At 63.0% G+C, this 26,106-nt stretch carries 21 protein-coding genes and 1 pseudogene; 9 read left to right on the plus strand and 13 right to left on the minus strand.

Translation table 11 applies throughout. From position 1 onward, the window contains the following. Positions 1 to 9 precede the first annotated feature (9 nt). Positions 10 to 2,088 carry a TonB-dependent receptor gene (locus Q9316_RS23335; protein WP_306036205.1) on the plus strand — a complete coding sequence of 693 codons (2,079 nt, stop codon included), beginning with the start codon at positions 10 to 12 and terminating at the stop codon, positions 2,086 to 2,088. 172 nt (positions 2,089 to 2,260) lie between these two features. On the opposite strand, the gene Q9316_RS23340 is transcribed toward Q9316_RS23335, so the two are convergent. Together Q9316_RS23340 and Q9316_RS23345 are read right to left on the minus strand one after the other, a co-directional pair. After that, positions 2,261 to 3,574 carry an MFS transporter gene (locus Q9316_RS23340; protein WP_306036206.1) on the minus strand — a complete coding sequence of 438 codons (1,314 nt, stop codon included), beginning with the start codon at positions 3,572 to 3,574 and terminating at the stop codon, positions 2,261 to 2,263. A gap of 282 nt (positions 3,575 to 3,856) precedes the next feature. Next, entirely contained in the window at positions 3,857 to 5,377 is a 1,521-nt protein-coding gene (locus Q9316_RS23345; protein WP_306036207.1) for an MFS transporter, read from the minus strand. A gap of 84 nt (positions 5,378 to 5,461) precedes the next feature. Between Q9316_RS23345 and Q9316_RS23350 the strand changes: the two genes are divergently transcribed. Beyond that, positions 5,462 to 6,004 carry a TetR/AcrR family transcriptional regulator gene (locus Q9316_RS23350; RefSeq protein ID WP_306036208.1) on the plus strand — a complete coding sequence of 181 codons (543 nt, stop codon included), beginning with the start codon at positions 5,462 to 5,464 and terminating at the stop codon, positions 6,002 to 6,004. A 22-nt stretch (positions 6,005 to 6,026) separates the two neighbouring features. Here the strand turns inward: Q9316_RS23350 and Q9316_RS23355 are convergent, their stop codons facing one another. From Q9316_RS23355 to Q9316_RS23390, 8 genes are all read right to left on the minus strand, one after another. After that, positions 6,027 to 7,262, minus strand: a complete 1,236-nt coding sequence (locus Q9316_RS23355; protein ID WP_306036209.1) for an NAD(P)/FAD-dependent oxidoreductase — start codon at positions 7,260 to 7,262, stop codon at positions 6,027 to 6,029. Positions 7,263 to 7,278: 16 nt separating this feature from the next. Further along, positions 7,279 to 8,214, minus strand: a complete 936-nt coding sequence (locus Q9316_RS23360; RefSeq protein WP_306036210.1) for a 3-hydroxyacyl-CoA dehydrogenase NAD-binding domain-containing protein — start codon at positions 8,212 to 8,214, stop codon at positions 7,279 to 7,281. Continuing rightward, entirely contained in the window at positions 8,214 to 8,969 is a 756-nt protein-coding gene (locus tag Q9316_RS23365; RefSeq protein WP_306036211.1) for an SDR family NAD(P)-dependent oxidoreductase, read from the minus strand. Before Q9316_RS23365 ends, Q9316_RS23360 begins: the two co-directional genes overlap by 1 nt. A 9-nt stretch (positions 8,970 to 8,978) precedes the next feature. Beyond that, positions 8,979 to 10,400, minus strand: a complete 1,422-nt coding sequence (locus tag Q9316_RS23370; protein WP_306036212.1) for an aminobutyraldehyde dehydrogenase — start codon at positions 10,398 to 10,400, stop codon at positions 8,979 to 8,981. Then, on the minus strand, positions 10,400 to 11,332 hold the full coding sequence (locus Q9316_RS23375; RefSeq protein WP_306036213.1) for a 3-keto-5-aminohexanoate cleavage protein: 933 nt from the start codon (positions 11,330 to 11,332) through the stop codon (positions 10,400 to 10,402). The genes Q9316_RS23370 and Q9316_RS23375 overlap by 1 nt, the downstream gene beginning before the upstream one ends. A 1-nt stretch (position 11,333) precedes the next feature. Continuing rightward, entirely contained in the window at positions 11,334 to 12,134 is an 801-nt protein-coding gene (locus Q9316_RS23380; protein WP_306036214.1) for an SDR family NAD(P)-dependent oxidoreductase, read from the minus strand. Positions 12,135 to 12,154: 20 nt separating this feature from the next. Next, the gene (locus Q9316_RS23385; RefSeq protein ID WP_306036215.1) at positions 12,155 to 13,294 is read right to left on the minus strand and encodes an aromatic ring-hydroxylating oxygenase subunit alpha; all 1,140 of its coding nucleotides are present in this window, start codon (positions 13,292 to 13,294) and stop codon (positions 12,155 to 12,157) included. A gap of 119 nt (positions 13,295 to 13,413) precedes the next feature. Then, on the minus strand, positions 13,414 to 14,424 hold the full coding sequence (locus tag Q9316_RS23390) for a GlxA family transcriptional regulator (protein WP_306036216.1): 1,011 nt from the start codon (positions 14,422 to 14,424) through the stop codon (positions 13,414 to 13,416). A 105-nt stretch (positions 14,425 to 14,529) separates the two neighbouring features. On the opposite strand from Q9316_RS23390, the gene Q9316_RS23395 reads away from it, so the two are divergent. From Q9316_RS23395 to Q9316_RS23415, 5 genes are all read left to right on the plus strand, one after another. Continuing rightward, on the plus strand, positions 14,530 to 15,492 hold the full coding sequence (locus Q9316_RS23395) for an ABC transporter substrate-binding protein (protein ID WP_306036217.1): 963 nt from the start codon (positions 14,530 to 14,532) through the stop codon (positions 15,490 to 15,492). 12 nt (positions 15,493 to 15,504) lie between these two features. Further along, on the plus strand, positions 15,505 to 16,563 hold the full coding sequence (locus tag Q9316_RS23400; protein ID WP_306036218.1) for a quaternary amine ABC transporter ATP-binding protein: 1,059 nt from the start codon (positions 15,505 to 15,507) through the stop codon (positions 16,561 to 16,563). Next, a complete protein-coding gene (locus Q9316_RS23405; protein WP_306036219.1) occupies positions 16,560 to 18,662 on the plus strand; it encodes an ABC transporter permease in 2,103 nt (700 codons plus the stop codon). Before Q9316_RS23400 ends, Q9316_RS23405 begins: the two co-directional genes overlap by 4 nt. 785 nt (positions 18,663 to 19,447) lie before the next feature. Continuing rightward, a complete protein-coding gene (locus Q9316_RS23410; protein ID WP_306036220.1) occupies positions 19,448 to 20,920 on the plus strand; it encodes a nucleobase:cation symporter-2 family protein in 1,473 nt (490 codons plus the stop codon). A gap of 133 nt (positions 20,921 to 21,053) precedes the next feature. Next, entirely contained in the window at positions 21,054 to 21,608 is a 555-nt protein-coding gene (locus tag Q9316_RS23415) for a nucleoside deaminase (protein WP_371878085.1), read from the plus strand. Between the two features lie 138 nt (positions 21,609 to 21,746). Here the strand turns inward: Q9316_RS23415 and Q9316_RS23420 are convergent. Together Q9316_RS23420 and Q9316_RS23425 are read right to left on the minus strand one after the other, a co-directional pair. Further along, a pseudogene (locus tag Q9316_RS23420) lies at positions 21,747 to 21,857 on the minus strand (RidA family protein); the annotation flags it as partial. Between the two features lie 42 nt (positions 21,858 to 21,899). Further along, the gene (locus tag Q9316_RS23425) at positions 21,900 to 22,946 is read right to left on the minus strand and encodes a LacI family DNA-binding transcriptional regulator (protein WP_306036222.1); all 1,047 of its coding nucleotides are present in this window, start codon (positions 22,944 to 22,946) and stop codon (positions 21,900 to 21,902) included. Positions 22,947 to 23,045: 99 nt separating this feature from the next. On the opposite strand from Q9316_RS23425, the gene Q9316_RS23430 reads away from it, so the two are divergent. After that, entirely contained in the window at positions 23,046 to 23,882 is an 837-nt protein-coding gene (locus tag Q9316_RS23430; RefSeq protein WP_306036223.1) for a phytanoyl-CoA dioxygenase family protein, read from the plus strand. 107 nt (positions 23,883 to 23,989) lie between these two features. Here the strand turns inward: Q9316_RS23430 and Q9316_RS23435 are convergent, their stop codons facing one another. Then, a complete protein-coding gene (locus Q9316_RS23435; protein WP_306036224.1) occupies positions 23,990 to 24,466 on the minus strand; it encodes a DUF3597 domain-containing protein in 477 nt (158 codons plus the stop codon). Between the two features lie 478 nt (positions 24,467 to 24,944). Here Q9316_RS23435 and Q9316_RS23440 point away from each other — a divergent pair, with 478 nt between their 5' ends. Next, positions 24,945 to 26,033 carry a YihY/virulence factor BrkB family protein gene (locus Q9316_RS23440; protein ID WP_306036225.1) on the plus strand — a complete coding sequence of 363 codons (1,089 nt, stop codon included), beginning with the start codon at positions 24,945 to 24,947 and terminating at the stop codon, positions 26,031 to 26,033. Positions 26,034 to 26,106 lie beyond the last annotated feature (73 nt).

The following is a 26,106-nucleotide window of genomic DNA, read 5'->3' on the forward strand; positions in this document are numbered from 1 at the left end:
GGGGTTGTTATGGGGACTCATATTCATCGCAGGCTCGCAGCCGGCGTCAGCGTCGCTGCATTGTCGTTGCTTCCGGCCCTGGCGGCTCTCGCGCAGGATAACGCGGCGGACGGCGCCACGGTTCTCGAAGCCATCACCGTGACCGGCGAGAAGGTCTCGCGCGACATGAAGAACACGGCCTCGTCCGTGTCGATCAAGACGAGCCGCGAGATCGACCGGGAAAAGACCGGCAACGCGTCCGTCTCCGAGGTGATCGCCGACGTGCCGAACGTCGTCTATTCGGACAGCGTCAGCGCACCGGTCATCCGCGGGCAGGATACCCAGGGTCCGCTGACCGGACAGGGCTCGTTCTGGGGTGGCACGGTGCCGCGCGCCACCATCAATCTCGACGGCCATTACCTGAACTACAACGAGTTCTATTTCGGCGCGACGTCGGTCTGGGACCTCGACAGCATCGAGGTCTTCCGCGGGCCGCAGACGACCTCGCAGGGCGCGAACGCCATTGCCGGCGCCATCATCGTCAACACCAAGGACCCGACCTTCACGCCCGAGGGCGCGTATCAGGCGGAGATCGGCAGCTACAACACCAAGCGCACGTCCGTCGCCCTGTCCGGCCCGATCGTCGAGGACCAGCTGGCCGCGCGCCTTGCCATCGACTATTCCGGCCGCGACACCTTCATCGACTATGTCAATGCCGGCTTCCAGCATGGCGACACGGACCAGGATTTCAGCGCGCTCAACGCCCGCTTCAAGCTGCTGTGGGAGCCCACGGAGGTTCCGGGCCTCACAGCGAAGCTCACCTATTCGCACAACAGCAGCAACCGGCCGACGCAGGAGGCCGCCTCGCGTCCCTTCGATGAGCTCGAGCACGTCACCACGACGATGCCGACCTGGGACCAGCACACCAATACCGGCATCCTCGACATCGCCTACGATTTCGAGAACGGCGTCAAGTTCTTCAACCAGACGCAATATTCGTCTTCGAACGTGAAGCGCACCACCGGCCTCGTCAACGGCGGGGATGCGGATGTCGACCAGGCCAACGTCTCGAACGAGGCGCGCGTGACCTTCGGCGATGTGGACGACGATGTCAGCGGCGTCGCCGGCTTCTACTATGCGAACACGCAGACCGACGAGATGCTCTACCTGTCCGGCATATCGTCCTTCAACGACACCAAGCGCAATCTCGGCCTCTTTGGCGAGGTGAGCTACCGCTTCGCCGAGCAATGGACGCTGACGACGGGCCTGCGTTACCAGAACGACCGCATCGAGCGTGTCGGCACCTCGGTCTTCGCGCCAACGCCGGTCGATTTCGACGCCACCTTCTCGGCGCTTTTGCCCAAGGCCTCGCTTGCCTATGCGGTCAACGACGACTGGACCGTCGGCGCGCTCGTCAGCCGCGGATACAATCCCGGCGGCGTCTCGCTCAACCTGACGGCCCGGCGCTGGCAGCCCTTCGAGGAGGAGAAGATCTGGAACTACGAGCTGTTCACCCGGGCCAGCCTACTCGACGACCGGCTGACGGTGAACGGCAACCTGTTCTACATGGACTTCCAGAACGCCCAGTACACCATTCCGGTGGTGATCTCGCCGGGCGTGACACAGTCCTACACGATCAATGCCGAAGAGGCCCATGCCTACGGCCTGGAGATCGGCGCGGACTATCAGCTCCTTGACAACCTTACGCTCAAGGGCAGCGCCGGCGTGCTGCGCACCAAGATCGACAAGATCGCCAGCAACGTCGCCTATGAGGGCAACGAGTTCGCCAAGTCGCCGGGATACATGGTCACGCTCGGCGTGAGCTGGGACGCCACGGAGAAGTTCACCCTGTCGGGCCAGGTCCGCCATCTCGACGGCTACTATTCCGACACGGCCAACACGGCGGCCTATGTGATCGAGCCCTACACCATCGCCGACATCCGGGCGAGCTACAAGGTGCACGACCACATGGAGGTCTACGGCTATGTGAAGAACGTCTTCGACGAGCGTGCGCCCACCTATATGCAGCAGAACCGCGGCATCGGCGGCATCGAGGCCAGCATGACCTCGCCGCGCATGTTCGGCATCGGCGTCAAGGGTTCGTTCTGATCGACAGAGCGAACGGAATGCTCAGGGTATTTGAGGACCGAATGCTCCCGAGAGCTTTCATGCGATGATTGCGGAGGCGGACCGGTTCAGTGCCAAGGAGGTCATTGCGCTGGGCATTCCGCCTCCCCTTTCCGCATCTCTCCGACCCTGACGTTGGCGTGCTCCCGGATGTTCACGCCAGCGATGTGCGCCGTGTCTCCGCGTCGATCAGGAAGGCCGCGACCGCAGCGGCGACCAGCAGGCCTGCGAAGATGCCGATGGCGAGGCCGAAGCTGCGCTCCACGACAAGCCCCATCAAGGACGGCGCAAGCAAGCCGCCGAGCCTTGCCATGGCGCCTGCCGTCCCCATGCCTGTCGCGCGCGACGCTGTCGGGTAGAGTTCCGGCGTAAAGGCGTAGAGTGCGCCCCAGGTCCCGAGCAAGGCGAAACTCATGATCAGCAGGGAGGCGCCGATCAGCGTCGTCGATCCCGCCACGACGAACAGCAGGCATGCCAGCGCCGACAGCAGGCAGAAGCCGATCAGGGTCGGGCGGCGGCCCCATGTTTCGACGCCGTAGGCGGCCAGTGCATAGCCGGGGATCTGGGCCAGCGCGAGAAAGACGAGGAAGCCGTAGCCCCTGACGAAACCGAAGCCCTCCCCCGCAAGCCTCGGCGGCAGCCAGGTGAAAACGCCATAATAGGATATCGAGACCAGAAACCAGATCGCCAGGATCATCACGCTGCGCTGGCGCAAATCCGCGGAGAAGAGGCCGGGTTGGGGAAGGCTTGCCGGTGGTGCCAGCGACACGTCGTCCCCGAGCGGTGCCTTGCCGTTGGCAACGAGCATCCGGTCGAGAACGGCCTTCGCTTCCCCTACCCTTCCGCGCCGCAGCAGGTAGAGCGGCGATTCCGGCACCAGGAAGCGCAGGCCGATGCCGATGAGCGCCGGGATTGCCGTCACGGCGAAGATGTAGCGCCAGCCATCGGCAACGCCCCCAAGGCTGAGCGCCCAGGCAACGAGCGCGACGATGAGCGTGCCAAGCGCCCAGAAGCCTTCGAGCATGACCAGCCAGCGGCCACGGTTCCGGGCCGGCAAAAACTCCGCCATCATCGCATAGTCGACCGGTAGCGTGCCGCCCACCGCCAAGCCGGTGAGGAACCGCAGGACGAGCAGGATGGAAAAATCGGGTGCGAAGATGGACAATGTGCCGAAAAGGGCATCGCAGGCGACCGTGATGATGAGGACGCGCCGCCGTCCAATACGGTCCGCAAGCCTGCCGAAACCTGCGGCGCCGACAAGCATTCCAAGGAAGAACAACGTTCCGGTCTGCAACGCCTGCGCAACCGTAAGACCGAACGTGGCCGCAATCGATGCCGCCGTGAAGCCGACCGCAAGAACCTGCATCGCGTCTGCCGTCCAGACCAGGCCGAAAATTGCCAGAAGTCGCCGTTGATACGCCCCGGCGCCGGCGCGATCGAGCACGTCGTCTATTGTGATTGCCGTCATTCGATCTTTCTCCGAATCCGCATTCGTCCGGCAAGGACAGCGGCACATTAACCGCCTGCCGGGATCGGCGGAATCGAGAAAATTTGCCGCGGGCAAAAACGCTGTATGGGAGGGAAGCAATGCGGTTCGAGCCTGAGCAGCTTGATCAAGTCAACAGCACCTGACTGCGTTGTAGCGGACCCTAGAGTTTGTCAGGGAAAAGTGGGAACCGGTTTTACCGAAAAGACAAACGAAAACAAAAGAATTCAGAGCATGTCTGGTTCAATCTGAACCTGACATGCTCTAGTGATGGGCAGTGCCCTTTTCGCGATAGCTGGCCAGCATGAAGAAGACCAGGATGGCGAGGGCGCCGATCAGGCCGGAGGCGGTCGAAAGCAGGACCGAATGGGTCGAGGAAAAGGCCTCCTTGCCGGCTTCGATCAGCGCCGCTCCCTGCTCGAAGCCAAGCTGTTGGGTCACCAGATAGGTGTCGCCGATCGACCGGACGGCCTGTTCGGCTTCTTCGGGTGCGAGCCCTTGCGGGATGGTGATGGCATGCCGGTATGCCGCCGACATGAAGACGCCGAAAAGGGAGATGCCCAGGCCGGTGCCAAGTTCATAGCTGGTTGCCTCGAGCGAGCCGGCAGCGCCCCCCTTGCTCGCCTCGACAGACCCCATGATCGCGATGGAGGATGCGGTGAGGCCGATACTGAGCATCAGTCCCAGCACCGCAAGCAACACCGGAACGGTCAGCCCAGGATCATGAAAATCGCATATGGCGAGAAAGCCGAGCGTTATCGCCGAAACGAACAGCGACAGGCTCGCCACCAGTCGCAGGCCGAAGAGGTTCGACAGGTAGCCTGCCACCGGTCCGCCGACCGCAGCCGCCGCCATGAGGGGAATCATGAAGACGCCCGCCTGAAACGGTGTTTTGCCCAGGACATATTGCAGCTCCTGCGCCAGCGTCAGTTCGACGCCTGCCAATGCGCCACTCGCAACAATGGCAATGATCATTCCCGCTGCGATGGCGGGATGGGAGAACAGCGCCAGATCAAGCATTGGCTCGCGAGCATGCAATTGCTTGCGCGCAAAGAGCGCCAGCATCATCAGCCCGAAGACCAGCGTCAAAATGACGACGGCAAGCGGCTGCTTGGCTCCGACCCCGGCCTTGAGGCTATAGACAACCGAAATCATGCCGGCGATCAGCAGAAGCGCCTGGCCGATCGCCCATTTTCCCGGGCTCGTAAGCTCGGCCCGCGGGAGAAGCAGATAGCAGGCGGGGGCAACCACCAGCATCACCGGCACGTTGATCAGGAAAACCGATCCCCACCAGAAGTGCTCAAGCAGCGCGCCGCCGATCAGCGGGCCGACGGCGGCACCGGCCGCCCCGACCGTACCCCAGAGGCCCAGCGCCATGGCCCGCTCGCCCTCGTCCTCGAAGGCACGGCGGATAATGCCGAGAACACAGGGCATGATCATCGATCCGCCTAGCGCCAGCAACATGCGTGCCGCAATCAGCATCGCCGCGTTCGGCGCGAAGGCGGCGAGCGCCGATGCCGCCCCGAAGATGGTCAGGCCGATGAGCAGGATGCGTCGCTGACCGACCCGGTCGGCCAGCGTGCCCATCGGCACGAGCAGGCCCCCCATCAACAGCGGGTAGATATCGATGATCCACAGGACCTGCGTGCTGGACGCGCCCAATGCCTGGGTCATCGTCGGCACGGCGACATGCAGGATCGTCATGTCGAGCACGACCGGCAGGAAGGCGAGCATGACGGCTATGAGGACCAGCCAGCGTCTCGGATCAGCGTGGGTAACGAACATGGTTCACCGGAAATGTATTGCCGCTCCCGATATAAATACATACGTATGGATTTCAATGTGAAAACACAATGATCGGAGGGAAGAATGGGCCGGAAACCGACAATCACCCGCGGGCAGCTCCTGGATCTTGCCGAAGAGATCGTCCGAACCGAGGGTGCAAAGGCGTTGACGATCGACGCGCTGGCGCGTGCCGCCGGGATATCGAAAGGCGGCGTGCAATACTCCTTCGTCTCGAAGGATGATCTGGTGCGCGCGTTGATCGAGCGGTGGACCAGCCAGTTCGACGCGATGCTGGATGCGGACGAGACATCGAGCGCCACCGATCTGATCCGCAGCTACATCCGCGCGATGCGCGCCTCACAGCAGGCGCCGAATGCCAAGATGGCCGGGCTGATGATCACCTATCTCCAGGACCCCGCCAACATGCAGGAAACACGAGATTGGTATCAGGGCATCTTCGACCGGATCGGAATGGCATCAGCCGAAGCGCAGGCCGCACGCGTTGCGTTTCTTGCCGTCGAAGGATTGTTTCTCCTGCGCATCGTCGGGATCGACGAGGACGGCGCCTGGACCGGATTTCTGGATGATATCGAGATGGTGCTGGACAGGCTGTTGGGTCCGGCATGACTTGATAGGTTCCGGCGCGCTATTACGAAAGTAGAGCCTTGAGGTCGGTGGCCGGGTCGCTGACGATCTTGGCAGACGGCGACCTGCCGGCTTCGATCAGCCTCTTGGCGACCATGTAGACCCTCGGCTCGTTCATCGCGTCGACCGCAAGGAGTTCATCGCCGCGATAGTACCAATAGGACATGCCACCCGCAGAACCGACCCGTGTCGCTACATTGTCATAGCCGGCCGAAAGCCCGGCAATCTGCAGCTTCACGTCGTACTGGTCTGACCAGAACCAGGGCTTTGCATCATAGCAGCTGGGTGTTCCTGTAAGGGAGCGCGCCACCGCTTCAGCCTGCTCGATGGCATTTCCGACGCTCTCAAGGCGGATCCGGCCAGCCCGCCAGGGGAACGAGGCACAATCGCCTGCGGCGTAGATTTGCGGATCGGAGGTCCGGCAGGTCTCGTCGACGGCGATACCATTGTCGATGGAAAGTTTGGCAGCTTCCGCCAGTTCGACATTCGGAATGACACCTACGCCGGCAATGACGAAATCGACCGGAAGGACGGAGCCATCGACGAGCCGCGCAGAACGGACATGCCCGTTCTCGCCCTCCAGCGCCTCAAGTGCTGCCCCTTCGAGCAGCGTGACGCCTTTCCCGTCGTGCAGGCCCCGGAAATAGGCCGAGGTTTCGGGGCAGGCGACACGCTGAAGGATGCGCGGCGCGGCTTCGATCACCGTCACCTTCAGGCCCAGCTTGGCCGAGACGGCCGCCGCTTCGAGCCCAATGTAGCCTCCCCCCACGATGAGCACGCGTTGCCCCTCAAGGAAATGCTCGGCCATGGCGTTGATATCGGCGAGATTGCGAACGCAGAAGACGCCGTCGAGGCTGCCGCCGATTGCCGCCGGCAAGACCCTCGGCCGCGCGCCGGTGGTCAGGATGAGGCGATCGTAGGCGATGATATTGCCGTCGGTGAGCACGACCACCTTGCGGTGACGATCGATGGCCGATGCGGTCGCCGAGAGTCTGAGATCGATGGACCGCTCTTCATAGAAGCTCAGCGGACGGAAGTAGAGGCGGTCCTCGGTGATCTCGCCGAGAAGGTAGCCCTTTGACAAGGGCGGCCGCTGGTAGGGCGGATGCGCCTCCTCGCCGATCAAGGTGATCGGCCCCTGATGTCCCAGATCGCGCAGCTTGGCGCAGGCGGTAAAACCCGCCTGCCCCGCCCCGATCACCACGATACGGGCGCAAGGGTCGATTGGCTCGTCACGCATGACCACCTCTTCCGTTTCAGTTTGCGCGTAGCGGCGCCATCGCCTTCTGGATGCTGGCGATCAAGGCATCACGATGGGCGGAGAGATCCGCCGGCGACTGGCCGTTGGCTTCCTCAGTGACGCCGGCGACCAGCGTCTCGGCGAGCGCGGGGTCGAGGTGGAGCACGCCGAGGTCGTCCCACCAGCGATTGAAACTGTCGGTATAGCGTTCGCAGAAGGCGGCAAGCCCGCCCTCGCCGGCGCCGAGATGGAAGAGCATGGTCGGCCCCATGGCAGCCCAGCGCAGGCCGGGCCCGGCCCACATCGCCTTGTCGACATCCTCGACGCTCGCGACGCCGGATTTGACGAGATGGATGGCCTCACGCCAGACCGCTGCCTGAAGGCGGTTCGCAACATGGCCGGGCACCTCGCGGTTGACGCGAATGGTGACCTTGCCCACCGCGCCATAGAAGCGCTCGGCCGCTTCGACGACACCATCCGCCGTCCGCTCGTTGCCCATCACCTCGACCAGCGGAATCAGGTGCGGCGGATTGAAGGGATGGCCGAGGACGAAACGGCCGGGGTTTTTCCAGCCTTCCTGCATCTCGCTAAGGGTGAGGCCGGATGCGGAGGTTGCGACCACGGCATCCGTGCCGAGCGACGGTTCGATTTCCTTGTAGAGCGCGTGTTTGATCCCGATGAGTTCGGGCACATTCTCCTGGACAAAGGAGGCACCTTCGACGGCTTCGGCCGCCGACATGCAGAAGCGGATACGATCCGGATTGCCGCCCTTCACGAGGCTGAGACTTTCAAGCGTCGGCCAGGCGCGGGCAACATAATCCCGGACGGTCTTCTCGACGGTCGGCGAATTGTCGTAGACCGCGACGTCGCGGCCGGAGGCGAGGAAAAGTGCCGTCCAGCTCGCGCCGATCACACCGGCGCCCAGTACTGCGGTTTGCTTGAATTCGGTCATCAGAATAATCCTGGTTGAAGGGGCGATGCGGCGGTCAGGCCGCCGTCGAGGGTGATGCAGTGGCCGGTAACGAAGGCGCTTTCGGTCGAAATGAGCCAGGCGACGACATTCGCGACGTCTTCCGGCTTGCCGAAACGGCGGGCAGGATGGCGGGCGATGGAATCGGCGCGCGCCTTTTCCGGATCGCTTGCCAAGGCAAAGCCGCTTTCCGCCATCTCGGTCATGATCCAGCCGGGGCTGACGGCGTTGCAGCGCACCTTCGGGCCATGATCGACGGCGATCGATCGCGTGAGGCTGTGAACGAAGCCCTTCGAGGCGTTGTAAATCGCCATCGACGGATCAGCCACCATGCCGGAAATCGAGCCGAGATTGACGATGTCGCCGCCACCTTCCGCCATCAGTGGGAGGACTGCGCGGCACATGTTGAAGACGCCCCGGCAATTGATGCCGACGAGCTGGTCCCACTCGGCGTCCGTCGTCTCAGGCACCGTTTTCTCGATCTGGACACCGGCATTGTTCACGAGCGCGCCGATATCGCCATGCTCCGCCGCGCAGGCGACGATGCGCCTGGCGTCTTCCGGTTTGGAGACGTCGCCCGTCATCCAGATGACATCGGCCGGAAGATCCGCCGGGCGCTCGCCGCGTCCACAGGTCACGACGGTCGCCCCATCCCGCCGCAGCCGTTCAACGATGGCGCGGCCGATACCCCGGCCGCCGCCGGTGACGATCGCGATCTTGCGTTTTGCTCCTACCATCCTTCGCCCCTATCCGTGCGAGATCATGACGTGTCGAACCGACGTATAGGCGTCCAGTGCATGGATGGACATGTCGCAACCCGTGCCTGATCCCTTCATGGCGGACCAGGGCATTTCCGGCGTGGCGACGCCGTGGGTGTTGACCCACGTGAAGCCGTAACGCAGGCGGCTCGTCACATCCATCGCCCGGCCGACGTCCCGCGTCCACACCGACGAGGCGAGGCCGTAGCGGCCGGCATTGGCGATGGACAGTGCCTCGTCGGCATCCGAGAAACGCGAGATGGTGACGACGGGGCCGAAGACCTCGTTCGTGGCGATCTCGGCATCGTTGTCGACATTGGCGATGACTGTCGGCTTGTAGAAGAAGCCCTGCCCTTCGCCGCGCTCGCCGCGGACAACGATCTCGCAGCTCTTGCGGGCGCGCTCGACGAAGCCTGCGACGCGATCCGCCTGAATGGCCGAGACCACCGGCCCCATCTGCGTGCCTTCGATCTTCTGGGCGCCGATACGGATTTCGCCGACCTCACGCGCGGCGGCGGCGACGAGCGCATCGTACAGGCCGTCCTGTACCATGATCCGGCACGGCTGCGCGCAATCCTGCCCGGCATTGAAGAAGCTGCCGTACCGGATCGTCTGCGCGACCGCGTCCACATCCGCATCGTCGAACACGATGACGGGAGCCTTGCCGCCAAGTTCCAAGTGGACGTGGCGGATCTGCTGCGAGGCAGCCTTCATCGCGGCCATGCCCGTCGCGGGCGAGCCGGTGACGGCAATCGCCTCGATCTGCGGCGCGTTCATCAGCCTGCCGCCGATGGTTGCGCCCCGGCCATGGACGACGTTGAAGACGCCCTTGGGAAGAAGGTCGGCAAAGAGTTCCGCCACCTTCAGCGTGGAAAGCGGCGTGATCTCCGAAGGCTTCAGGACAATCGTGCAGCCGGCCGCAATCGCCGCGGCGATCTTCCAGGCCGCCATCATCAGCGGGTAATTCCAGGGCGTGATGGCGGCCACAGGGCCAACAGCCTCGCGACGGATCATGCTGGTATGGCCGGAAACATATTCCCCGGCAACCGGCCCGGTCATCGTCCGCGCAGCGCCCGCGAAGAAGCGGAACGTGTCGATGGTCAGCGGCATCTCGTCGTCATACGCGGATGGCCACGGCTTGCCCACGTCGAGGCTTTCCAGTTCGGCGAGTTCCCGGCTGTTCCGCTCCAGCACATCGGCCATCTTCAGGAGAATGCTCGCACGCTCGGAGGGCGTGGTGCGGGAAAACCTGTCGAACGCGGAAGACGCCGCCGCCACCGCGGCATCCACCTGCTCCGGGGTCGCCTCGTTGATGGTGACAACTTCGCTGCCCGTCGCGGGGTCGAGAATGGCAATCGCCTCGCCGCCGCCCGGGACGAAGGCACCGTTGATGAAGAGGTTCTTCTGCATCAGAAACCGACCTTGTCGCCGCCTTTGAGGCCAAGCCGCTCACGGGCTTCGGCGGGCGTTGCGACGGTCAGGCCGAGCCGTTCCACGATCTCACGGATTCGGTGCACCTGCTGGGCGTTGGAGGTCGCAAGCTCGCCCTTGCCGATGAACAGGCTGTCCTCAAGACCGACACGCAAGTTGCCGCCGAGCAGCGCGCTCTGCGTCGCGAACGGCATCTGGTGGCGACCGGCGGCCAGCACGGACCATTCGTAATTTTCCGGGCCGAAGAGCTTGTCGGCGATCTTATGCATGTGGACAAGGTTTTCGAGGTCGGCGCCGACGCCGCCCAGGATGCCGAACACCATCTGAACGAAGAAGGGCGGCTTGATCAGGCCCTGATCGATGAACCATTTGATGTTGTAGAGGTGGCTGAGGTCGTAGCATTCGAATTCGAACTTCGTGCCGTGGGCCTCACCAAGATTCTTCAGCGCATATTCGATGGTCGCAAACGTGTTCGGGAAGATGAAATCCCGCGTCATCTCCAGGAATTTCGGCTCCCAGTCGTGCTTCCATTCCTTGTATTTGCCGAGCAACGGGAAGATGCCGAAATTCATCGACCCCATGTTGAGGCTCGCCATTTCGGGGCTGGCCGACGTCGCCGCCAGCAGGCGCTGGTCTATCGTCATGCCGAGGCCGCCGCCGGTCGAGATGTTGATGACGGCGTCGGTGGACTGCTTGATGACGGGCAGGAACTGCTGGAAGATTTCCGGGCGCGGATCGGGTTTGCCCGTCTCGGGATCACGGGCGTGGAGATGAATGATCGAGGCGCCGGCTTCCGCTGCCTCGATGCTGGCCGTCGCGATTTCGGCCGGCGTGATCGGCAGGTATTCCGACATGGTGGGCGTGTGGATACCGCCGGTCGGAGCGCAGGTGATGATGACGGATTTTGCCATGTCAGAGCCTCATTTGCTGGACCTGAGCGGAAAGGCCGCCGTCCAGCACCCATAATTGTCCGGTCGCGTAGCGGGCTTCATCGCTCGCCAGCCAGTTCACGAGATTGGCGATATCGTCGGGCGTGCCGTAGTTGCGGATCGGATGAACGTTGCGAACCGCCTCCTTCAGGCTGTCGATCGTGCCGCCCTTGCCGCCCGAGCCGGCGCCGGAGAAGAAGCTTTGCAACATCGGCGTATCGACATAGCCGGGGCAGATGGCGTTGACGCGGATACCCTCCGGCCCGTGGTCGACGGCCATAGCGCGGGTCAGCGCATGCACCGCGCCCTTCGTGGCGCAGTAGGCTGCAAGACCGGGATCGGCGATGAACCCGTCATAACTGCCGAAATTGATGATCGAGGCGGTAGTCCCGCCGGCAGCGGCTCGGCGCAGCAACCGCAGGCCATGCTTGGCGGCGAGGAAGGTGCCTGTCACGTTGACGGCGAAGCTCCGGTTCCATTCCTCCAGGGTCGTGTGTTCTATCGTCTTCTCAAGCTCGATCCCGGCGGCGTTGACCAGGATATCGAGCTTGCCGGAAGTGCGCTCCACCTCGGCCATCGCCGCAATGGCCTCGTCTTCGGCCGTGACGTCGAGGCGGACGAAACGGCCGTCGTTCGCCAGCGCCACGCCCATGCTTCCGGCATCGGAGAGGTCGGCGGCGTAGACCGTCGCCCCCTCCCGGATAAACCGCGCGCAGATCGCCCGGCCTATGCCGCCGCGCCCGCCCGTCACGAGCGCGACTTTTCCTTCAAGGCGTCCAACCATCCCGATGCCTCCCTTTCCGCTTACGCCGCGGTCTTCGCGTAGGCGTCGAGGACAAGGCCGTGGAAGTGGTGCACGGCATGTTCGGACTGACCCGAGCCATCAGGATCGTTGACAATACGGCCCTGCGTGAAGGCCGGCGTGTTCATGCCCTTCTGGACGCTTTCGACGATCTTGATGTCCTCGACCTGAAGCACCTCGTCGAGATACTTGATGGTCTGAAGTTCCATCTCGTTCGGCTCGGTGTCTTCCAGGAAGAAGTCGTAGGTCTCGAGCGTGCGGTCGGGACCAGCCGGGATAATGTTGAGGATGATCATCGAGGAGCGGCCGGGATAGCGCATGATGCAGGTGTTCGGCCACAGCCACCAGACGGCGTGGGTCGTCACGGTCGCATTCGAGACGTCATAGGCGCTGTTGCTGTTCTTGCCGGCGTCCGCCATGTGGCTGGAATAGATGCCGTGCGTCGTCACCTTGTAGGTGTCCATGTCGACGAGCGTGCAGAAATCCTTGTGCGCCGTCGGGCAGTGGTAGCATTCGAGGAAGTTGTCGACGACGTTCTTCCAGTTCGACTTGATGTCGTAGGTCAGGCGCCGCGCGAAGGTGAGCTTGTCGATATCGGGCGCCCAATGGCGGATCTCGGTTTCGAGATCACCGGTCTGCGCCTTCAGCGACGGCGCGTTCGGGTCAAGGTTGACGTAGATGAAGCCACAGAACTCCTCGACCTGCACCTGGTCGAGACAGATTTCCTTGGTGTCGAACTCTTCCAGTGTTTCGGTGTGCGGCGCGCGGACCAACTGACCGTCAAGGCGATAGACCCAGGCATGGTAGGGACACATGATACGCGTGGACTGGCCTTCGCCCTCCAGAAGCGCATGGGCGCGGTGCTTGCAAACATTGTAGAAGGCCCGCAGCACGCCTTCACGGTCGCGGACCACGGCGATCGGATGACCGGCGACTTCGACCGTCACATAGCGGCCGGGCTCCCGAACCTTCTCGACATGACAGACCCATTGCCATGTCTTGGCGATGATCTCCTGCAGATCGACGGAATACCAGCGCGGGTCGGTGTAGGCGGCGGCATTCAGCGACAACGAACGAGAGGCGTTCGGCGAATAGCCCTTCTGGATGGCGGCGAACTCGTCCTTCGACGGAAGCAATGTCATGGCGGCGTCTCCCAGGTCCGGGGCAACGTGTTGCTGCCCTTCACGATGACCTAGCTTCCCGCCAACCGGAGCCCCTTTCTATGCGCCGTACGCCATCGGTTTAGCTTTTTTCGCCGCTGCTAGGTGCCGCCGGATTTGCGATGCATGGGCCAGGCACGGAATTCGAACGGGATTCGACCATCGACCCTGTCGGTGCGCGGCGACAGGCCGAAGCGCTCGCGGTAGGCACGGCTGAAATGCACCTGGCTTGCGAACCCGGACGCGATCGCGATCTCCGACATCGGCATGTCCGTTTGAGTGACGAGGCCGCGGGCGCGGTCCAGCCGGATATCGCGATAATAGATGGCCGGCGATTTCCCGACATAGCGCATGAACAGCCGGTTGAGCTGGCGGTGGGAAATCTCGACTTCGTCCGCAATCTCGGGAATCGACAGCGCATTTTCGAGATGCTGCTCCATGACGATGATCGCCTGCCGGATCGTGTTGGGGACATGCGTGCCGAGCGGCTCCGAATTTGCCGGGTTTTGAGAGGTGCCCGCCGGGCGTAGGGACGGATGGAAGATATAGCGGGCCGAGGCGTTGGCGAGCGCATCGCCGGAAATCGCCCTTATGATATGCAGCGCGATATCCGCCGAGGCGATCCCTCCCGAACAGGTGAAGCGCTTCTCGTCGCGCACAAAGATGTCCTCTGAGACATCGACGTCGCCATGCAGTTCCCTGAAGGCATCGATATGCTCGTAATGCACGGTCGCCCGATGGCCGCGCAGCAGCCCGGCATCCGCCACGATGAAGGCTCCCGTATCGAGCGCACCGATGATGCTGCCGGCGCGCGCCCATTTTCGAAGCGCGGCGAGGAGCTGAGGCGTCTTGCCGGTTTCCGGCGTCCAGCTCGCCGACATGACGACGATATCGGACGGATCGTTCTGAATATCGGCGAGCTTGCGCGTTTCCACCGTCAAGCCGTTGCTTGCCTGACACGAACCGCCAGGCGCCGAGGCCAGAACCCAGCGGAACCGGGTGACGCCTTCGAGATAATTCGCGGCGCGGAACGGGTCTATAAATGCAGTCGTTGCGGCCAGATTGAAATTCGGCGTGACGAGGATGTGAATCTGGATCGCGGTCTTGTCCATCTGGGGCGCCGTCCAAATATGTAAAATCGATGGCGTGAATGGTTAAGTCAGCCGGTCGCTTTGTGCAACACTTTCACCGGGAACTAAAACACCGGGAGAGTGACAATGCGAAATATCTACAAGCTCGGCATCTCGACCTGCCTCGCGGCGCTGTCTGTAACCTCGCTCCAGGCCGCCGAACTCGGCGCGAAGGATGAGCCTATCAAGCTCGCCGTCAACGAATGGACGGGCCAGCAGATCACGACCCGCATTGCCGGTCACATGCTGGAGACGGCCGGCTACAAGGTCGAATATGTCACCGCCGGATACCAGAACATGTGGCAGGCCGTTTCCGAGGGACAGCTTGACGCTGCAATGGAAGTCTGGGGCTCCAATGTCACCGACCAGTATCGCCAGCTCAACAAGGAGGGCAAGGTCGAGGATCTCGGTGAACTCGGCCTCGTAGCGCGCGAAGGCTTCGTCTATCCGCCGCATGTCGCCGAGCTTTGTCCCGGCCTGCCCGCCTGGGAAGCGCTGAAGGCCTGTGCGACCGCCTTCGCCACCGCCGAGACGCTGCCGAACGGACGCCTCGTCGATTATCCGGGCGAATGGGGCACACCCGGCGCCGACCGCATCAAGGCGCTCGGCCTTCCCTTCAAGGCGCTGCCCGCCGGTTCGGAAGGCGCGCTCGTCGCCGAGTTCCGCGCTTCGGCCGAGCGCAAGACGCCCCTCATCGCGGTGTTCTGGCAGCCGCACTGGGCGATTGCCGCATTCGACCTGAAATTCGTCGAGCTGCCGAAGGGCACCCAGGAGTGCTACGACGATCCGGCTTACGGCCCGAACAAGGACGCCACCGGCGACTGCGACTTCATCCCGACGCGCGTCTTCAAGGCCGCCTGGCCGGGCCTGAAGGACAAGTGGCCGGCGGCCTACGAGATCCTCAGGAACTTCACCCTCACAACCGAACAGCAGCAGCCGCTCATGGGCGCTGTCGATGTGGATGGAAAGCCGACCGAAGCCGTCACGGCCGAATGGCTGGAAGCCAATGCCGATACATGGAAGCCGATCGTAGAAGCCGCAACGAAGTAAGGAGGGCGCCTCATGTCCCAACCCTCCTCTCCTGCGGCCATCTCCTGCGAGGGCGTCTGGCAGGTCTATGGCGCGGATGCGCGCGAACAACTGAAACGGGCGCTCGCGGAAACCGGGAATGACGCGCGCGCTGCAGCCACGCTGTTGCGCGAGCGCGGCCTCGTTCCCGCCGTTCAGGACGTCACCTTCGACGTCCGTGAAGGAGAGGTCTTCGTCATCATGGGCTTGTCCGGGTCGGGCAAGTCCACGCTGATCCGCACCATCTCCCGCCTTGCCGAGGGAACCGCCGGGTCGATCCTTATCCACGGAGAGGACATCCTGACGGCCAGCAAGCAGCGGCTGATCGAGCTGAGGCGCAACAAGCTGGGCATGGTCTTCCAGCATTTCGGCCTCTTCCCGCATATGACGGTGGCGGACAATGTCGGCTTTCCATTGAAGATGCAGGGCCTCAACCGGCCGGACCGGCGCAAGCGTGCGCTGGAGATGCTGGAACTTGTGGGCCTCGCCGGCCGCGAGGATGCCTTTCCGCGCGAGCTCTCAGGCGGCCAGCGCCAGCGCGTCGGCATCGCCCGGGCGCTCGCCGTCAACCCCGACCTGCTCTTCCTCGACGAGCCCTATTCCGCCCTCGACCCGCTCATCCGGCGGCAGCTTCAGGATGAGTTCCTGAAACTCCAGGCGGGGCTTCAGAAGACCTCGGTCTTCATCACGCACGACATCACCGAGGCCCTGAAGCTCGCCGACCGTATCGCCATCATGCGCGACGGCATCGTCGTGCAGATCGGCACGCCGGACGAGATCATCGTCAACCCGGTGGACGACTATGTCCGAGAATTCACGCGCGACGTGCCCAAAGGCCGCTATTCGCATGTCAGCGCCATGATGAACATGCCCGAGACGCTGCCCAAAATGCCCGACGATCCGAAGATCGAAGAGGACATGACGATCGACGACGCGCTCGCCTCCTGCATGGCGCTCTACCAGCCCGTGCCCGTTTGGGGGCGCGACGGCAAGATGGCCGGCATCGTCCACCCGAGCCAATTGGCCGGTGCGCTCCAGGCGGAGCGGACATGATCGGAATCAGCGCAAGTGGAGCCGTGGGTTTGGCGAGCAACAACAACGAGGTTGCGGCGGCGCGACTGAAAGGCCTGACGCCGGGCGTCCGGGTCGCACTTCTCTGCGTGCTTGTCGGTGCAGCCTGTCTTCTGCTCGCGCCCAGCCAGGCGTGGATCAAGACCTGGCCCCAGGCGCTGACGCTGCCGGCGACCGCATGGATCGGCAGTGGCCTTACGGCGACTTTCGAGTTCCTGAAACCCGCCGCTCGGCTCGCCGCCAAGCTCCTCGAATATCCGATGGCCGGCGCGAACCGGCTTCTCGTGGGATCGCCATACGCCTTGACGATCGGTATCCTCGCCGCGCTCGGCTGGCACATCGGCGGCAGCCGCATGCTTGCCCTCGTGCTCGCCGGGCTCGGATTCATCCTCGCCAGCGGCTACTGGATCGCCAGCATGAACACGCTGGCGCTGGTTGTCGTCTCCGTACCCCTCGCGCTCGTCGTCGGCGGCCTGATCGGCGTGTTCGCCTATGAGTTCCGCTCGGTCCGGCGCACGGTCGAAACCGTGCTCGACATCATGCAGACGGTACCGACCTTCGCCTATCTCACGCCGCTGCTTCTCCTCTTCGGTTTCGGCCCCGTCGTTGGCCTCATCGCATCGGTGATCTATGCCGCCCCGCCGATGGCGCGAAACGTCCTGCTCGGTCTGCAGCGGGTAGAGCCGGACATTCGCGAGGCCGCCATCATGAGTGGGGCGACGCGCGTCCAGCAGCTCCTCCTCGTCGAAATTCCCTCGGCCACCCAGCAGATCATGGTGGGCGTGAACCAGACCATCATGGCCGCGCTTTCCATGGTGATCATTGCCGCGGTTATCGGGGGCTTCAACGATATCGGCTGGGAAGTGCTGCTCACGATGCGCAAGGCCGCCTTCGGCCAGAGCCTGATCGCCGGCGTCGTCATCGTGATCTTCGCCGTGCTTGCCGATCGCATGAGCAGCGGGCTTGCCAAGGACCGCAAGCGGCATTCGTGGAAAGTCACGGTCGCGGTCCTCCTCACAGGCATCATCGTTGCTGCCCTTCAGGGCCCGTACCTTCCCGCCGCAAACGATTTCGCCGTGTTCAAGGGCGCAACAGCCGTGATCGATCGCTATCTTGGTGCCTTCACCGCGGCAAACGGCGCCCTTCTCGAGGGAATAAAGAACACTACCATGTTCTTCGTGCTCCTGCCGTTGCGCATCGGCCTCGATGAAGCGGTCCTACCCTTCACCTGGGGCTTCCAGTGGACGAGCGGTATCAGCATCGCCGTCTTTGGCATCGCCTCTGTTGCGGCGCTTGTTCTGGGCATGCGCAATCGCGCCATTGCCGGTCTGTCACTGCTGGTGGCGACAGGCATCCTCGTGACCGGCATTGCCAACCTGCCCTGGCCGTTCGTGCTCGTCGCCCTCGGCGGCCTCGGCTGGCTTGCCGGCGGACCAAAGCTCTCAGCCTTCGCCGTCCTGATGGTGAGCGTCGTCCTCGTGATGGGGCTTTGGGAGCCCGCCCTGCTCTCGCTCTATCTTTGCGCCGCCTCGGTTCTGATCTGCGTGGTCGTCGGCGGAGCAATAGGCTTGGCCTGCGCCGTCAGCGAAAACGTCTGGCGCGTCATGCGCCCGGTCTGCGACTTCCTGCAGACCATTCCGCTCTTCGTCTTCCTCATCCCCGTGCTGATGTTCTTCCAGATCGGCGAGTTCTCCGCCTTCCTCGCCATCTGCGCCTACGCCATCGTTCCTATGATCCGCTATACGCACCACGGCCTCACCTCCACGCCGGAGGAGCTGATCGAGGCCGCCGTCTCCTCCGGGGCAAACGAATGGCAGGTCATGCGCGAGGTCAGGATTCCCTATTCCGCGCCGACCATCCTGCTCGGCCTCAACCAGACGATCCTCTACGCCTTCTCGATGCTGGTCATCGCCGCCCTGATCGGTACCACCGACCTTGGCCAGCAGATCTACCTCGCGCTCGGGCAGGGTGACGTCGGGCTCGGGGTCGCCGCGGGCGCATCGATGGCGATCCTCGCCTTGGTGGCGGATCGGCTGATTCAGGGGTTCGCGGCACGGCAGCGGCACGCCCTTGGCCTCTGAGCAAGCGCGCTGCAAGCAAGAAATTTCACAAGCGGAGGAAGAAACCTATGGCCGACGCGCCATCACGGCGGCGTTACGATGGTTGCTGCATCGACAAGGGATCAGACTTTATCGGAATTGATATAGGTCTCTTTCAGCTATGTTGATAAAACCGTGTTGAGAGCGCGCGAAATTGAAATGTTCAGCCGGTTTTTCCATCCTTTTGGGGGAAAACGGGCGAATCCAGGCTGGATCCTCGTTCGCCTGTTTCACCTGCGGGGGCGATGCGAGCATTCCCCTCTTGACAGCTTTCGAAAGCGAATACACGCTTAGGGAAGTGTGAGGCATCCGCCTCTCGGCATTGCCCCGTTCAACGCAAGTTGATGACGATCCGGAGCTCGCACCTCCTGGAACAGGGTCCCGGCGAAACTGGCTTGAAAGCCGGTTCAACTTGGAAACTGGTGGGCATGAAGAGCGCTGCATCCTTCCGTGAAGTCGTTGTCTTGGGTTCGTCTTTCGGCGCGCGCCGCACACGGCTGCCGATCTTACCGGCCGAATGGCGCAGGGTGGTGTCCCGGCTGAGCGGCACCCTTCCTTGCATCCCGTCCCGTCCCGCCACCCCTCTCGCGCGCCCACAGGTTTCTCGCGCCCATCACGGTCACCATGGCCGCAAACGGCAGCGACATCCGCTTCAGGCATGAGCCCGGCTCCGGCATCGCCTGTGCCCCGATGGCCGTGCCGACAAGCCTGATCCGACAGGGGCGTCATCCAAAGCGAAACGCTTGCAAGGTAGGGAGGAGTTTACCTTGGCATATGCAGATGAAGACAGCGCGTCTGGTGATCGGCCGGAAGACGAAAAGCTCGGCGTGGCCGCCAATATCGCCTACGGGCTTCAGCATGTTCTGACGATGTATGGAGGCATCGTCGCCGTTCCCCTGATCGTCGGCCATGCGGCGGGGCTGAGCCCCAGCGACATCGGCCTTCTGGTGACGGCTTCGCTTTTTGCGGGCGGTCTTGCGACCATCCTGCAAACCCTCGGCCTTCCCTTCTTCGGCAGCCGCCTGCCGCTGGTGCAGGGCGTCTCGTTTTCCGGGGTGGCGACGATGGTCGCCATATCCGGCAACGGGGGCATTCCGTCCATTCTGGGGGCCGTCATCGCCGCCTCGCTGATCGGCCTTCTGATCACGCCGGTCTTCTCGCGGATCACCCGTTTTTTCCCGCCGCTCGTCACAGGCATCGTCATCACCACCATCGGGCTGACGCTGATGCCGGTCGCAGCTTTCTGGGCGATGGGCGGCAACCCGACGGCCTCCGATTTCGGCAGCCCGGCGAACATCCAGCTCGCGGCGGTGACGCTCGCCATCGTTCTCCTGCTCAGCAAGGTCGGCAATGCCTCTATCTCGCGGCTGTCCATCCTGCTGGCGCTGGTCATCGGTACGGGCATTGCCTATGTCGCCGGCATGACCGATTTTTCGCAGGTTGCGAACGGCCCCGTCTTCGCCCTGCCGACGATCTTCCATTTCGGCTACCCCACGTTTGAAATCGCCGCCATCATCTCCATGCTTATCGTCATCGTCGTCACGCTGGTGGAGACGTCGGCCGACATTCTCGCGGTCGGCGAGATTGTCGAGACCAAGGTGGATTCGCGCCGGCTCGGCGACGGCCTGCGCGCCGACATGCTGTCGAGCATCCTCGCGCCGATCTTCGGCTCGTTCACCCAGAGCGCCTTCGCGCAGAACGTCGGTCTTGTCGCCGTGACCGGCATCAAGAGCCGCTACGTGGTGGCGACGGGCGGCCTGTTCCTCGTGATCCTCGGCCTGCTGCCCGTCATGGGGCGTGTCGTGGCCGCGGTGCCGAGCTCCGTCCTCGGCGGGGCCGGGCTCGTGCTTTTCGGAACGGTGGCGGCGAGCGGCATCCGCACCCTCTCGAAGGTCGACTATCAGAACAACATGAACCTGGTGATCGTCGCGACGTCGATCGGCTTCGGCATGATCCCTATTGCCTCGCCCAGCTTCTACGAGCATTTCCCGGCCTGGGTCGCGACGATCTTCCAATCCGGCATCAGTTCCGCCGCGCTGATGGCGATCGTGCTCAACCTGCTGTTCAACCACCTCAAGACCGGCAATTCCGACCAGCAGTCGGTGTTCGTCGCGGGAACCGAGCGGACGATCCGCTACACGGACATCGCCCGGCTGCACGACGGCGACTATTTCCTCAACGGCAAGCTCTATGACGCCAAGGGCATCGAGATCCCGATGATCCCGGAAGCGGCCCATTAGGCGGCTCGCCCCATCATGGTCCGGTTCAGCAAAGAACCTGTTCCGGACCACCCCTTTCCACGACATCAAAGGAGAAAAAATGTCGCACGAACAACATGAAACAAGCCGCCTGCTCGATGCCCTTTTCGGCACGATGGAAGACGACGTCATCCCCACCACCGAAGCGGGCGTCGCCGCAGGCAACAAGGTCTTCGGCGCGGCGTTGCTGCGCAAATCTGACCTCTCGCTCGTTCTCGCCGAAACCAACAACGAAACGGAAAATCCCCTGTGGCACGGGGAGGTGCATACGCTGAAGCGGTTCTACGAGATGCCGCAATGCGACCGGCCGGACACGAAGGATCTCATCTTCCTCTCGACCCACGAGCCCTGCTCGATGTGCCTTTCGGCGATCACCTGGGCCGGCTTCGACAATTTCTTCTATTTCTTCAGCCACGAGGATTCCCGCGATGCCTTCGCGATCCCGCACGACCTGAAGATCCTGAAAGAAGTGTTCACGCTGGAGCCCGGCGGCTACAACCGCAGGAACGCCTTCTGGGAAGGACAATCCATCCATGCGCTGATCGACCGGATGCCGGAAGCGCAACGCGCGGAACTGAAAGAGCGGGCGGCTGCCATCAGCCGCAAATACGACGATCTCTCCGCCGTCTACCAGGCGAGCAAGGACGGAAACGCCATCCCGCTCAACTAAGCGCCTGCCGCTTCTCCCCCGACGCGCTGCTGGTGGCTCCCCCTCACTGGCGGCGCGTTCGTCGTGATCGTCATCGTCGATGCCGCATGCTGCCGCCGGCAGGTCGTCGGTTTCTCCAGCGTGCGATGGGCCCTTCTCTCAACAGGCAGCCGTTATGATGATTTCTACGCGCAGATCGGCGCGCGCCAGTCTGGATTCACCGCAAGCGCGCGCTGGTGCGTGGCCGACAGGTACCCACGCATCCCAAACTCGTTGTCGCGCGATCGCGATGCCACGCGGGCAAAACGATGTTCAAGATCGCGTACTACCGCCGCTGACGGAAGCGCGCTCGATCAGTGCGCATCCAAGTTTGTGAACCGCATGCCGTGCCGCGACCGGCTTTTTGGCAAGCTGCGCAATCGCCCAGGCGCCCATCGGACGATGGGGAAGTTCAAGTGTGGTCAGTTGGGGTCGCAGATGGCGTGAAAGCTCGTCATCGTCATAGCCGACAACGGAAATATCGTTTGGGATCCGCATGCCGGCCTCCGTGATCGCAATAAAGCAACCCATCGCCATCTGGTCGTTCTGACAGAAGATGGCGGTCGGCGGCTCCTTCAGCGACAGGAGCTTCTGCGTCGCTTCGAAGCCGGATGTCGGCGTCCAGTTCCCTGCAGCCACCAGACTGTCGTCATAGGCGATGCCGGCCTGCGCCAATGCTTCCCTGTATCCGGTCAGGCGGTCCTGCGCCGCCTCCATGAAGCTCTCGCCGACGATCGTGCCGATGCGCGTATGGCCCCTCCCGAGGAGAGACATGGTCGCCATGCGGCCGCCTGTCGTCTCATCGGGAACCACGGCGGGAAATCGGTTGTCGTCCGTATAGCAGTTGAGCAGCACCAGGGGCACTGGAAGCGTTTCCAGAACCGGATCGAGCGACACGCGGCGGGTGAAGATCGACATATAGACGATGCCCTGCGCGCCGGCCTGCAGGAGGCGCGCCACCGCCTTGCGCTCGTGTTCGGCCCGTCCCTGCGTCTGTGCCACGAGGATGGTTACGTCGTTTTCCCAGGAGGCGTGCCGCGCGCCCTCGATCGCGTTGACCGCTTCCGGCGTGGTCGCAAGCTGGTCCACGATGAAGCCGATGCAGCTCCCTCGCAGGTTCGCCAGCCCCGCCCGCCGGATCGGACCTGCGAGCCCGTAGCCCAGCGTTTGCGCCGTCTCCAGCACCCGCGCACGCAGATCCGGCGATATCTTGATGTCCGTGACGTTGTTCAGGACGACGGAGACGGTCGCCTGTGAACAGCCGGCCGCCTTGGCGACATCCATCATCGTCACGCGTTTCGTGGTCTTTCGGCTGCTCATCGATCCTCCGCTCCGTCCTTCTCTATCTCAACTAATAAATTTCGGACATTGACTAATAATTATTAGTGGCGGTACCCTGACAGTGGGAGGAACGGACATATGAACACGCAATCGGCATTCAAATACGATATCGACGCGCAAGTGGCTCAGCTCGCCGAGGACGGCATTATCGGGTTGAAGGGCGCCTTCAGCCCGCAATGGGCCGATGCGATGCGCGAGGACATGATGACGGCGTTCTGGTCAGCCATCCAGAGGCCGGGCGGCGCTGTCGGCCGCGGGCCGCGCCGCTGGTATGTGGAAATCCATCCGCAGGCTTTCGGTGGCTTCGTCGATCTCATCACCCACCCGTGGGTCGTGGATGTCTGCACCAATGTGCTCGGACCGGACTACCAGATCGTGGAAATCGGTTTCGACGTGCCCTTTCAAGGGGCAAGGTACCAGCCTTGGCACCGCGACTTCCCGTCGCCGCCCGATACCTATCGCGACGGCAAAATCACCTCGCTCGCCTTCAACCTTACGGGCGTCGACGTCACGGAGGACATGGGACCGTTCGAGGTGGCGCCGGGAACGCAATATGACGATGGCCGCGCCTGGAAACATGAGATGTTTCCCGACAAGACGCTCTGGGGTCGCTTCCAGGAGCGCGCCACGCGCAAATATCCGCGACGGGGCGATATCTCCTGCCGCTCGGCGTTGACGGTCCATCGCGGGACGGAGCACCTGTCGCCCATCGCCCGGCCCGTCATGGTGCTGGGCGTCGACAGGCCGGGGGCCGGACACGCCGAGTTGCACGACATGATGGTGACGCGCGAGTGGCATGATGCCCTTCCCGAGATCGCCAAGCGGCATCTCGTCTGCCGGGTCGTTGACGAACTGGTGCCGATCACCCAGAAGCACGACATCGAAGGTCTCGTCATGGGGGCCGATCCGAGCTGATCATCCTCGCGCCTCGGTCGGCCTTGCCGTATGCGGGGCCGCCGCCGCCTGGCGACGTTCCAAAATCACGGCCACTTCGTACCCTGCATGGGAAACCCGCGCCTCCTCTAGTCGAGCAGTTCCGCGGGAACCTTGCCGCCGTTGTCGGCCAGTGCCTTCATGAGCGCCTTGTGAAGCCACATGTTCATGGTGGCGGAATCGTTCTTGTCGCCGACGTAGCCCAGCTCCTCGGCCAGTTCCTTGCGCGCCGACAGGCTGGAATCCAGATCGAGGGCCTTCATCAAATCGACGATCGAGTGGCGCCAGTCGAGTTTCTGGCCAGTCTTCTTTGCCGCCACATCCATGATGGCGGCGACATCGACGGGCTCAACCCTCTTCAAAGTTGCGGGTTCGGCGTTGGCTCCCGCGAGCGTCGCGGAGACCTCGTCGTTGAGGCTCGGCTCGGCGATATCTCCATTTTGGGGATGGACGGTCGGCGTCGCGCCGAGGTCGGCGGTCGCGGGGCTGCCAGCAGTCACCAAATGGTCCGGTCTGTCCTCCGAATTGCCGAAGAGTTTTTCCTTAATGCGGCTGAAAATGCCCATCGATCGCTCCTGTATGTTTGACACCACTGACATTAGAGCGGCGCCATGGGGTTTCAATAATGCGCGGCATCCTGAAAGACCCCGCCCTTCCTGTCGGAACAATATCGAACTGGTCGGGTTTGACGGTATCAAAAGGAGGCTGACATGACCTTTGAGCCGAAGGATCCCAAAAAGCCGAGGGAGGCTCCGCCGGAAGAAACACCTGATTCCCTGCCTGACGTGCCCGAGCGCCCGATTGAAGAGCCAGGGCCCGATATGGTCCCGGAGGAAGCCCCCGACGTTACACCCGTACCGGATGAAGAGGTGCCCCCGAAAATGCGCCACGGAGGCATACGCGATGGAAAAGCCCGGGCGGCGGGCAAGCTGCGAAAGGCCTTTGGTCACGATCGGCGCCGTCGCTTCGGTCTCGTTCCTTCTCGGCGCCATGCACATGAGGATGGAACACGACCTATGAAAGAATGCGTCAGGTATCTCTGACATGGTGGAAAATCGCCGCGTCCGGCGCATGCCTTCTATATCGATAGTCACATTAACGATGATAGCCGGCGCGTTACTCTGGGTGGCGGTTTCGTCACGCCGGCCGCCGTCGGTGAATTCTTATGACCGCGAACCGGACAGGCATGGCCGCACGGCCGACGTCCCCGAGGCGATACCTGCGCGCGGCCTCCACGACGTGTTCTGGCGGGTGCTCCATGAAGTCTCGACCGACCGGGTGATGCTCATCGCGGCGGGGGTGACTTTTTATCTGCTTCTCGCAATCTTTCCCGCGCTGACGGCATTGGTTTCGCTTTACGGCCTGATCGCCGATCCTTCAACGATGGCGGACCATCTCAATATCCTTGCCACGCTTCTGCCGCCCGGCTCCTTCGAGATCGTCAGGGATCAGGTCGCCAGCCTTGCCGCAAGCCGCGAGCGAACCCTCGGGATAGCCTTCTTCCTCGGCCTGACCATTGCCTTGTGGAGTACACGAAATGGCGTGCTTGCGATCTTCGACGCCATGAACGTCGCCTATGACGAAGAGGAAGAGCGCGGCTTCATTCGGCGGAACGTTATCGGACTGGTGTTCACAGCCTGCGCGATCCTGGGGCTTGCCGCTTTGATCGGCGCCGTTGCCGTCATGCCGGTCATCCTCGCTTATGTCTGGCTCGACGGCGTGGACGAGCGGCTCCTTCTCGTCCTTCGATGGCCCGTCCTTATTGCGTTCGCCTTCGCCGCGGTCACCTGCATCTACCGGTATGGACCGAGCCGTGCGCCCGCGCGCCTGCGGTGGCTAACCTGGGGTGCAGCGCTGACAGTCGTTGCGTGGATCGCGATGTCCATTGGCTTTTCCTTCTATCTCGGGAATTTTGCCGACTATAACGCCGCCTATGGCGCTTTCGGCGCCCTGATGGGCCTTCTCGTCTGGATGTGGTTTTCGGTCGGCATTCTCATCGTCGGGGCCGAACTGAATGCCGAACTCGAGCATCAGACGGCGCGAGACACGACGACGGGCGCGCCGCGCCGGATGGGCCTGCGGGGCGCCTTCGTCGCCGACACGCTGGGGGAAACGGCGGATGAGAAGCAGTAAGAACTACCAGCTGTGACGAAGAGCCCTTGCCGCTGGGAGGAGCGTGGAACAAGCGGCCACCAGCGAAGTTCAC

The organism is Shinella zoogloeoides, assembly GCF_030733845.1.
GTDB lineage: Bacteria > Pseudomonadota > Alphaproteobacteria > Rhizobiales > Rhizobiaceae > Shinella > Shinella zoogloeoides_C.

Bases quoted from the DNA above. Each gene is read 5' to 3' on its own strand.
- Q9316_RS23375 (WP_306036213.1), bottom strand. From the start codon at position 11,332: ATGGCAAAATCCGTCATCATCACCTGCGCTCCGACCGGCGGTATCCAC.
- Q9316_RS23405 (WP_306036219.1), top strand. From the start codon at position 16,560: ATGATCGGAATCAGCGCAAGTGGAGCCGTGGGTTTGGCGAGCAACAAC.
- Q9316_RS23385 (WP_306036215.1), bottom strand. From the start codon at position 13,294: ATGACATTGCTTCCGTCGAAGGACGAGTTCGCCGCCATCCAGAAGGGC.
- Q9316_RS23360 (WP_306036210.1), bottom strand. From the start codon at position 8,214: ATGACCGAATTCAAGCAAACCGCAGTACTGGGCGCCGGTGTGATCGGC.
- Q9316_RS23435 (WP_306036224.1), bottom strand. From the start codon at position 24,466: ATGGGCATTTTCAGCCGCATTAAGGAAAAACTCTTCGGCAATTCGGAG.
- Q9316_RS23440 (WP_306036225.1), top strand. From the start codon at position 24,945: ATGGTGGAAAATCGCCGCGTCCGGCGCATGCCTTCTATATCGATAGTC.
- Q9316_RS23400 (WP_306036218.1), top strand. From the start codon at position 15,505: ATGTCCCAACCCTCCTCTCCTGCGGCCATCTCCTGCGAGGGCGTCTGG.
- Q9316_RS23350 (WP_306036208.1), top strand. From the start codon at position 5,462: ATGGGCCGGAAACCGACAATCACCCGCGGGCAGCTCCTGGATCTTGCC.
- Q9316_RS23395 (WP_306036217.1), top strand. From the start codon at position 14,530: ATGCGAAATATCTACAAGCTCGGCATCTCGACCTGCCTCGCGGCGCTG.
- Q9316_RS23340 (WP_306036206.1), bottom strand. From the start codon at position 3,574: ATGACGGCAATCACAATAGACGACGTGCTCGATCGCGCCGGCGCCGGG.
- Q9316_RS23390 (WP_306036216.1), bottom strand. From the start codon at position 14,424: ATGGACAAGACCGCGATCCAGATTCACATCCTCGTCACGCCGAATTTC.
- Q9316_RS23355 (WP_306036209.1), bottom strand. From the start codon at position 7,262: ATGCGTGACGAGCCAATCGACCCTTGCGCCCGTATCGTGGTGATCGGG.
- Q9316_RS23365 (WP_306036211.1), bottom strand. From the start codon at position 8,969: ATGGTAGGAGCAAAACGCAAGATCGCGATCGTCACCGGCGGCGGCCGG.
- Q9316_RS23430 (WP_306036223.1), top strand. From the start codon at position 23,046: ATGAACACGCAATCGGCATTCAAATACGATATCGACGCGCAAGTGGCT.
- Q9316_RS23345 (WP_306036207.1), bottom strand. From the start codon at position 5,377: ATGTTCGTTACCCACGCTGATCCGAGACGCTGGCTGGTCCTCATAGCC.
- Q9316_RS23335 (WP_306036205.1), top strand. From the start codon at position 10: ATGGGGACTCATATTCATCGCAGGCTCGCAGCCGGCGTCAGCGTCGCT.
- Q9316_RS23380 (WP_306036214.1), bottom strand. From the start codon at position 12,134: ATGGTTGGACGCCTTGAAGGAAAAGTCGCGCTCGTGACGGGCGGGCGC.
- Q9316_RS23370 (WP_306036212.1), bottom strand. From the start codon at position 10,400: ATGCAGAAGAACCTCTTCATCAACGGTGCCTTCGTCCCGGGCGGCGGC.
- Q9316_RS23415 (WP_371878085.1), top strand. From the start codon at position 21,054: ATGGAAGACGACGTCATCCCCACCACCGAAGCGGGCGTCGCCGCAGGC.
- Q9316_RS23425 (WP_306036222.1), bottom strand. From the start codon at position 22,946: ATGAGCAGCCGAAAGACCACGAAACGCGTGACGATGATGGATGTCGCC.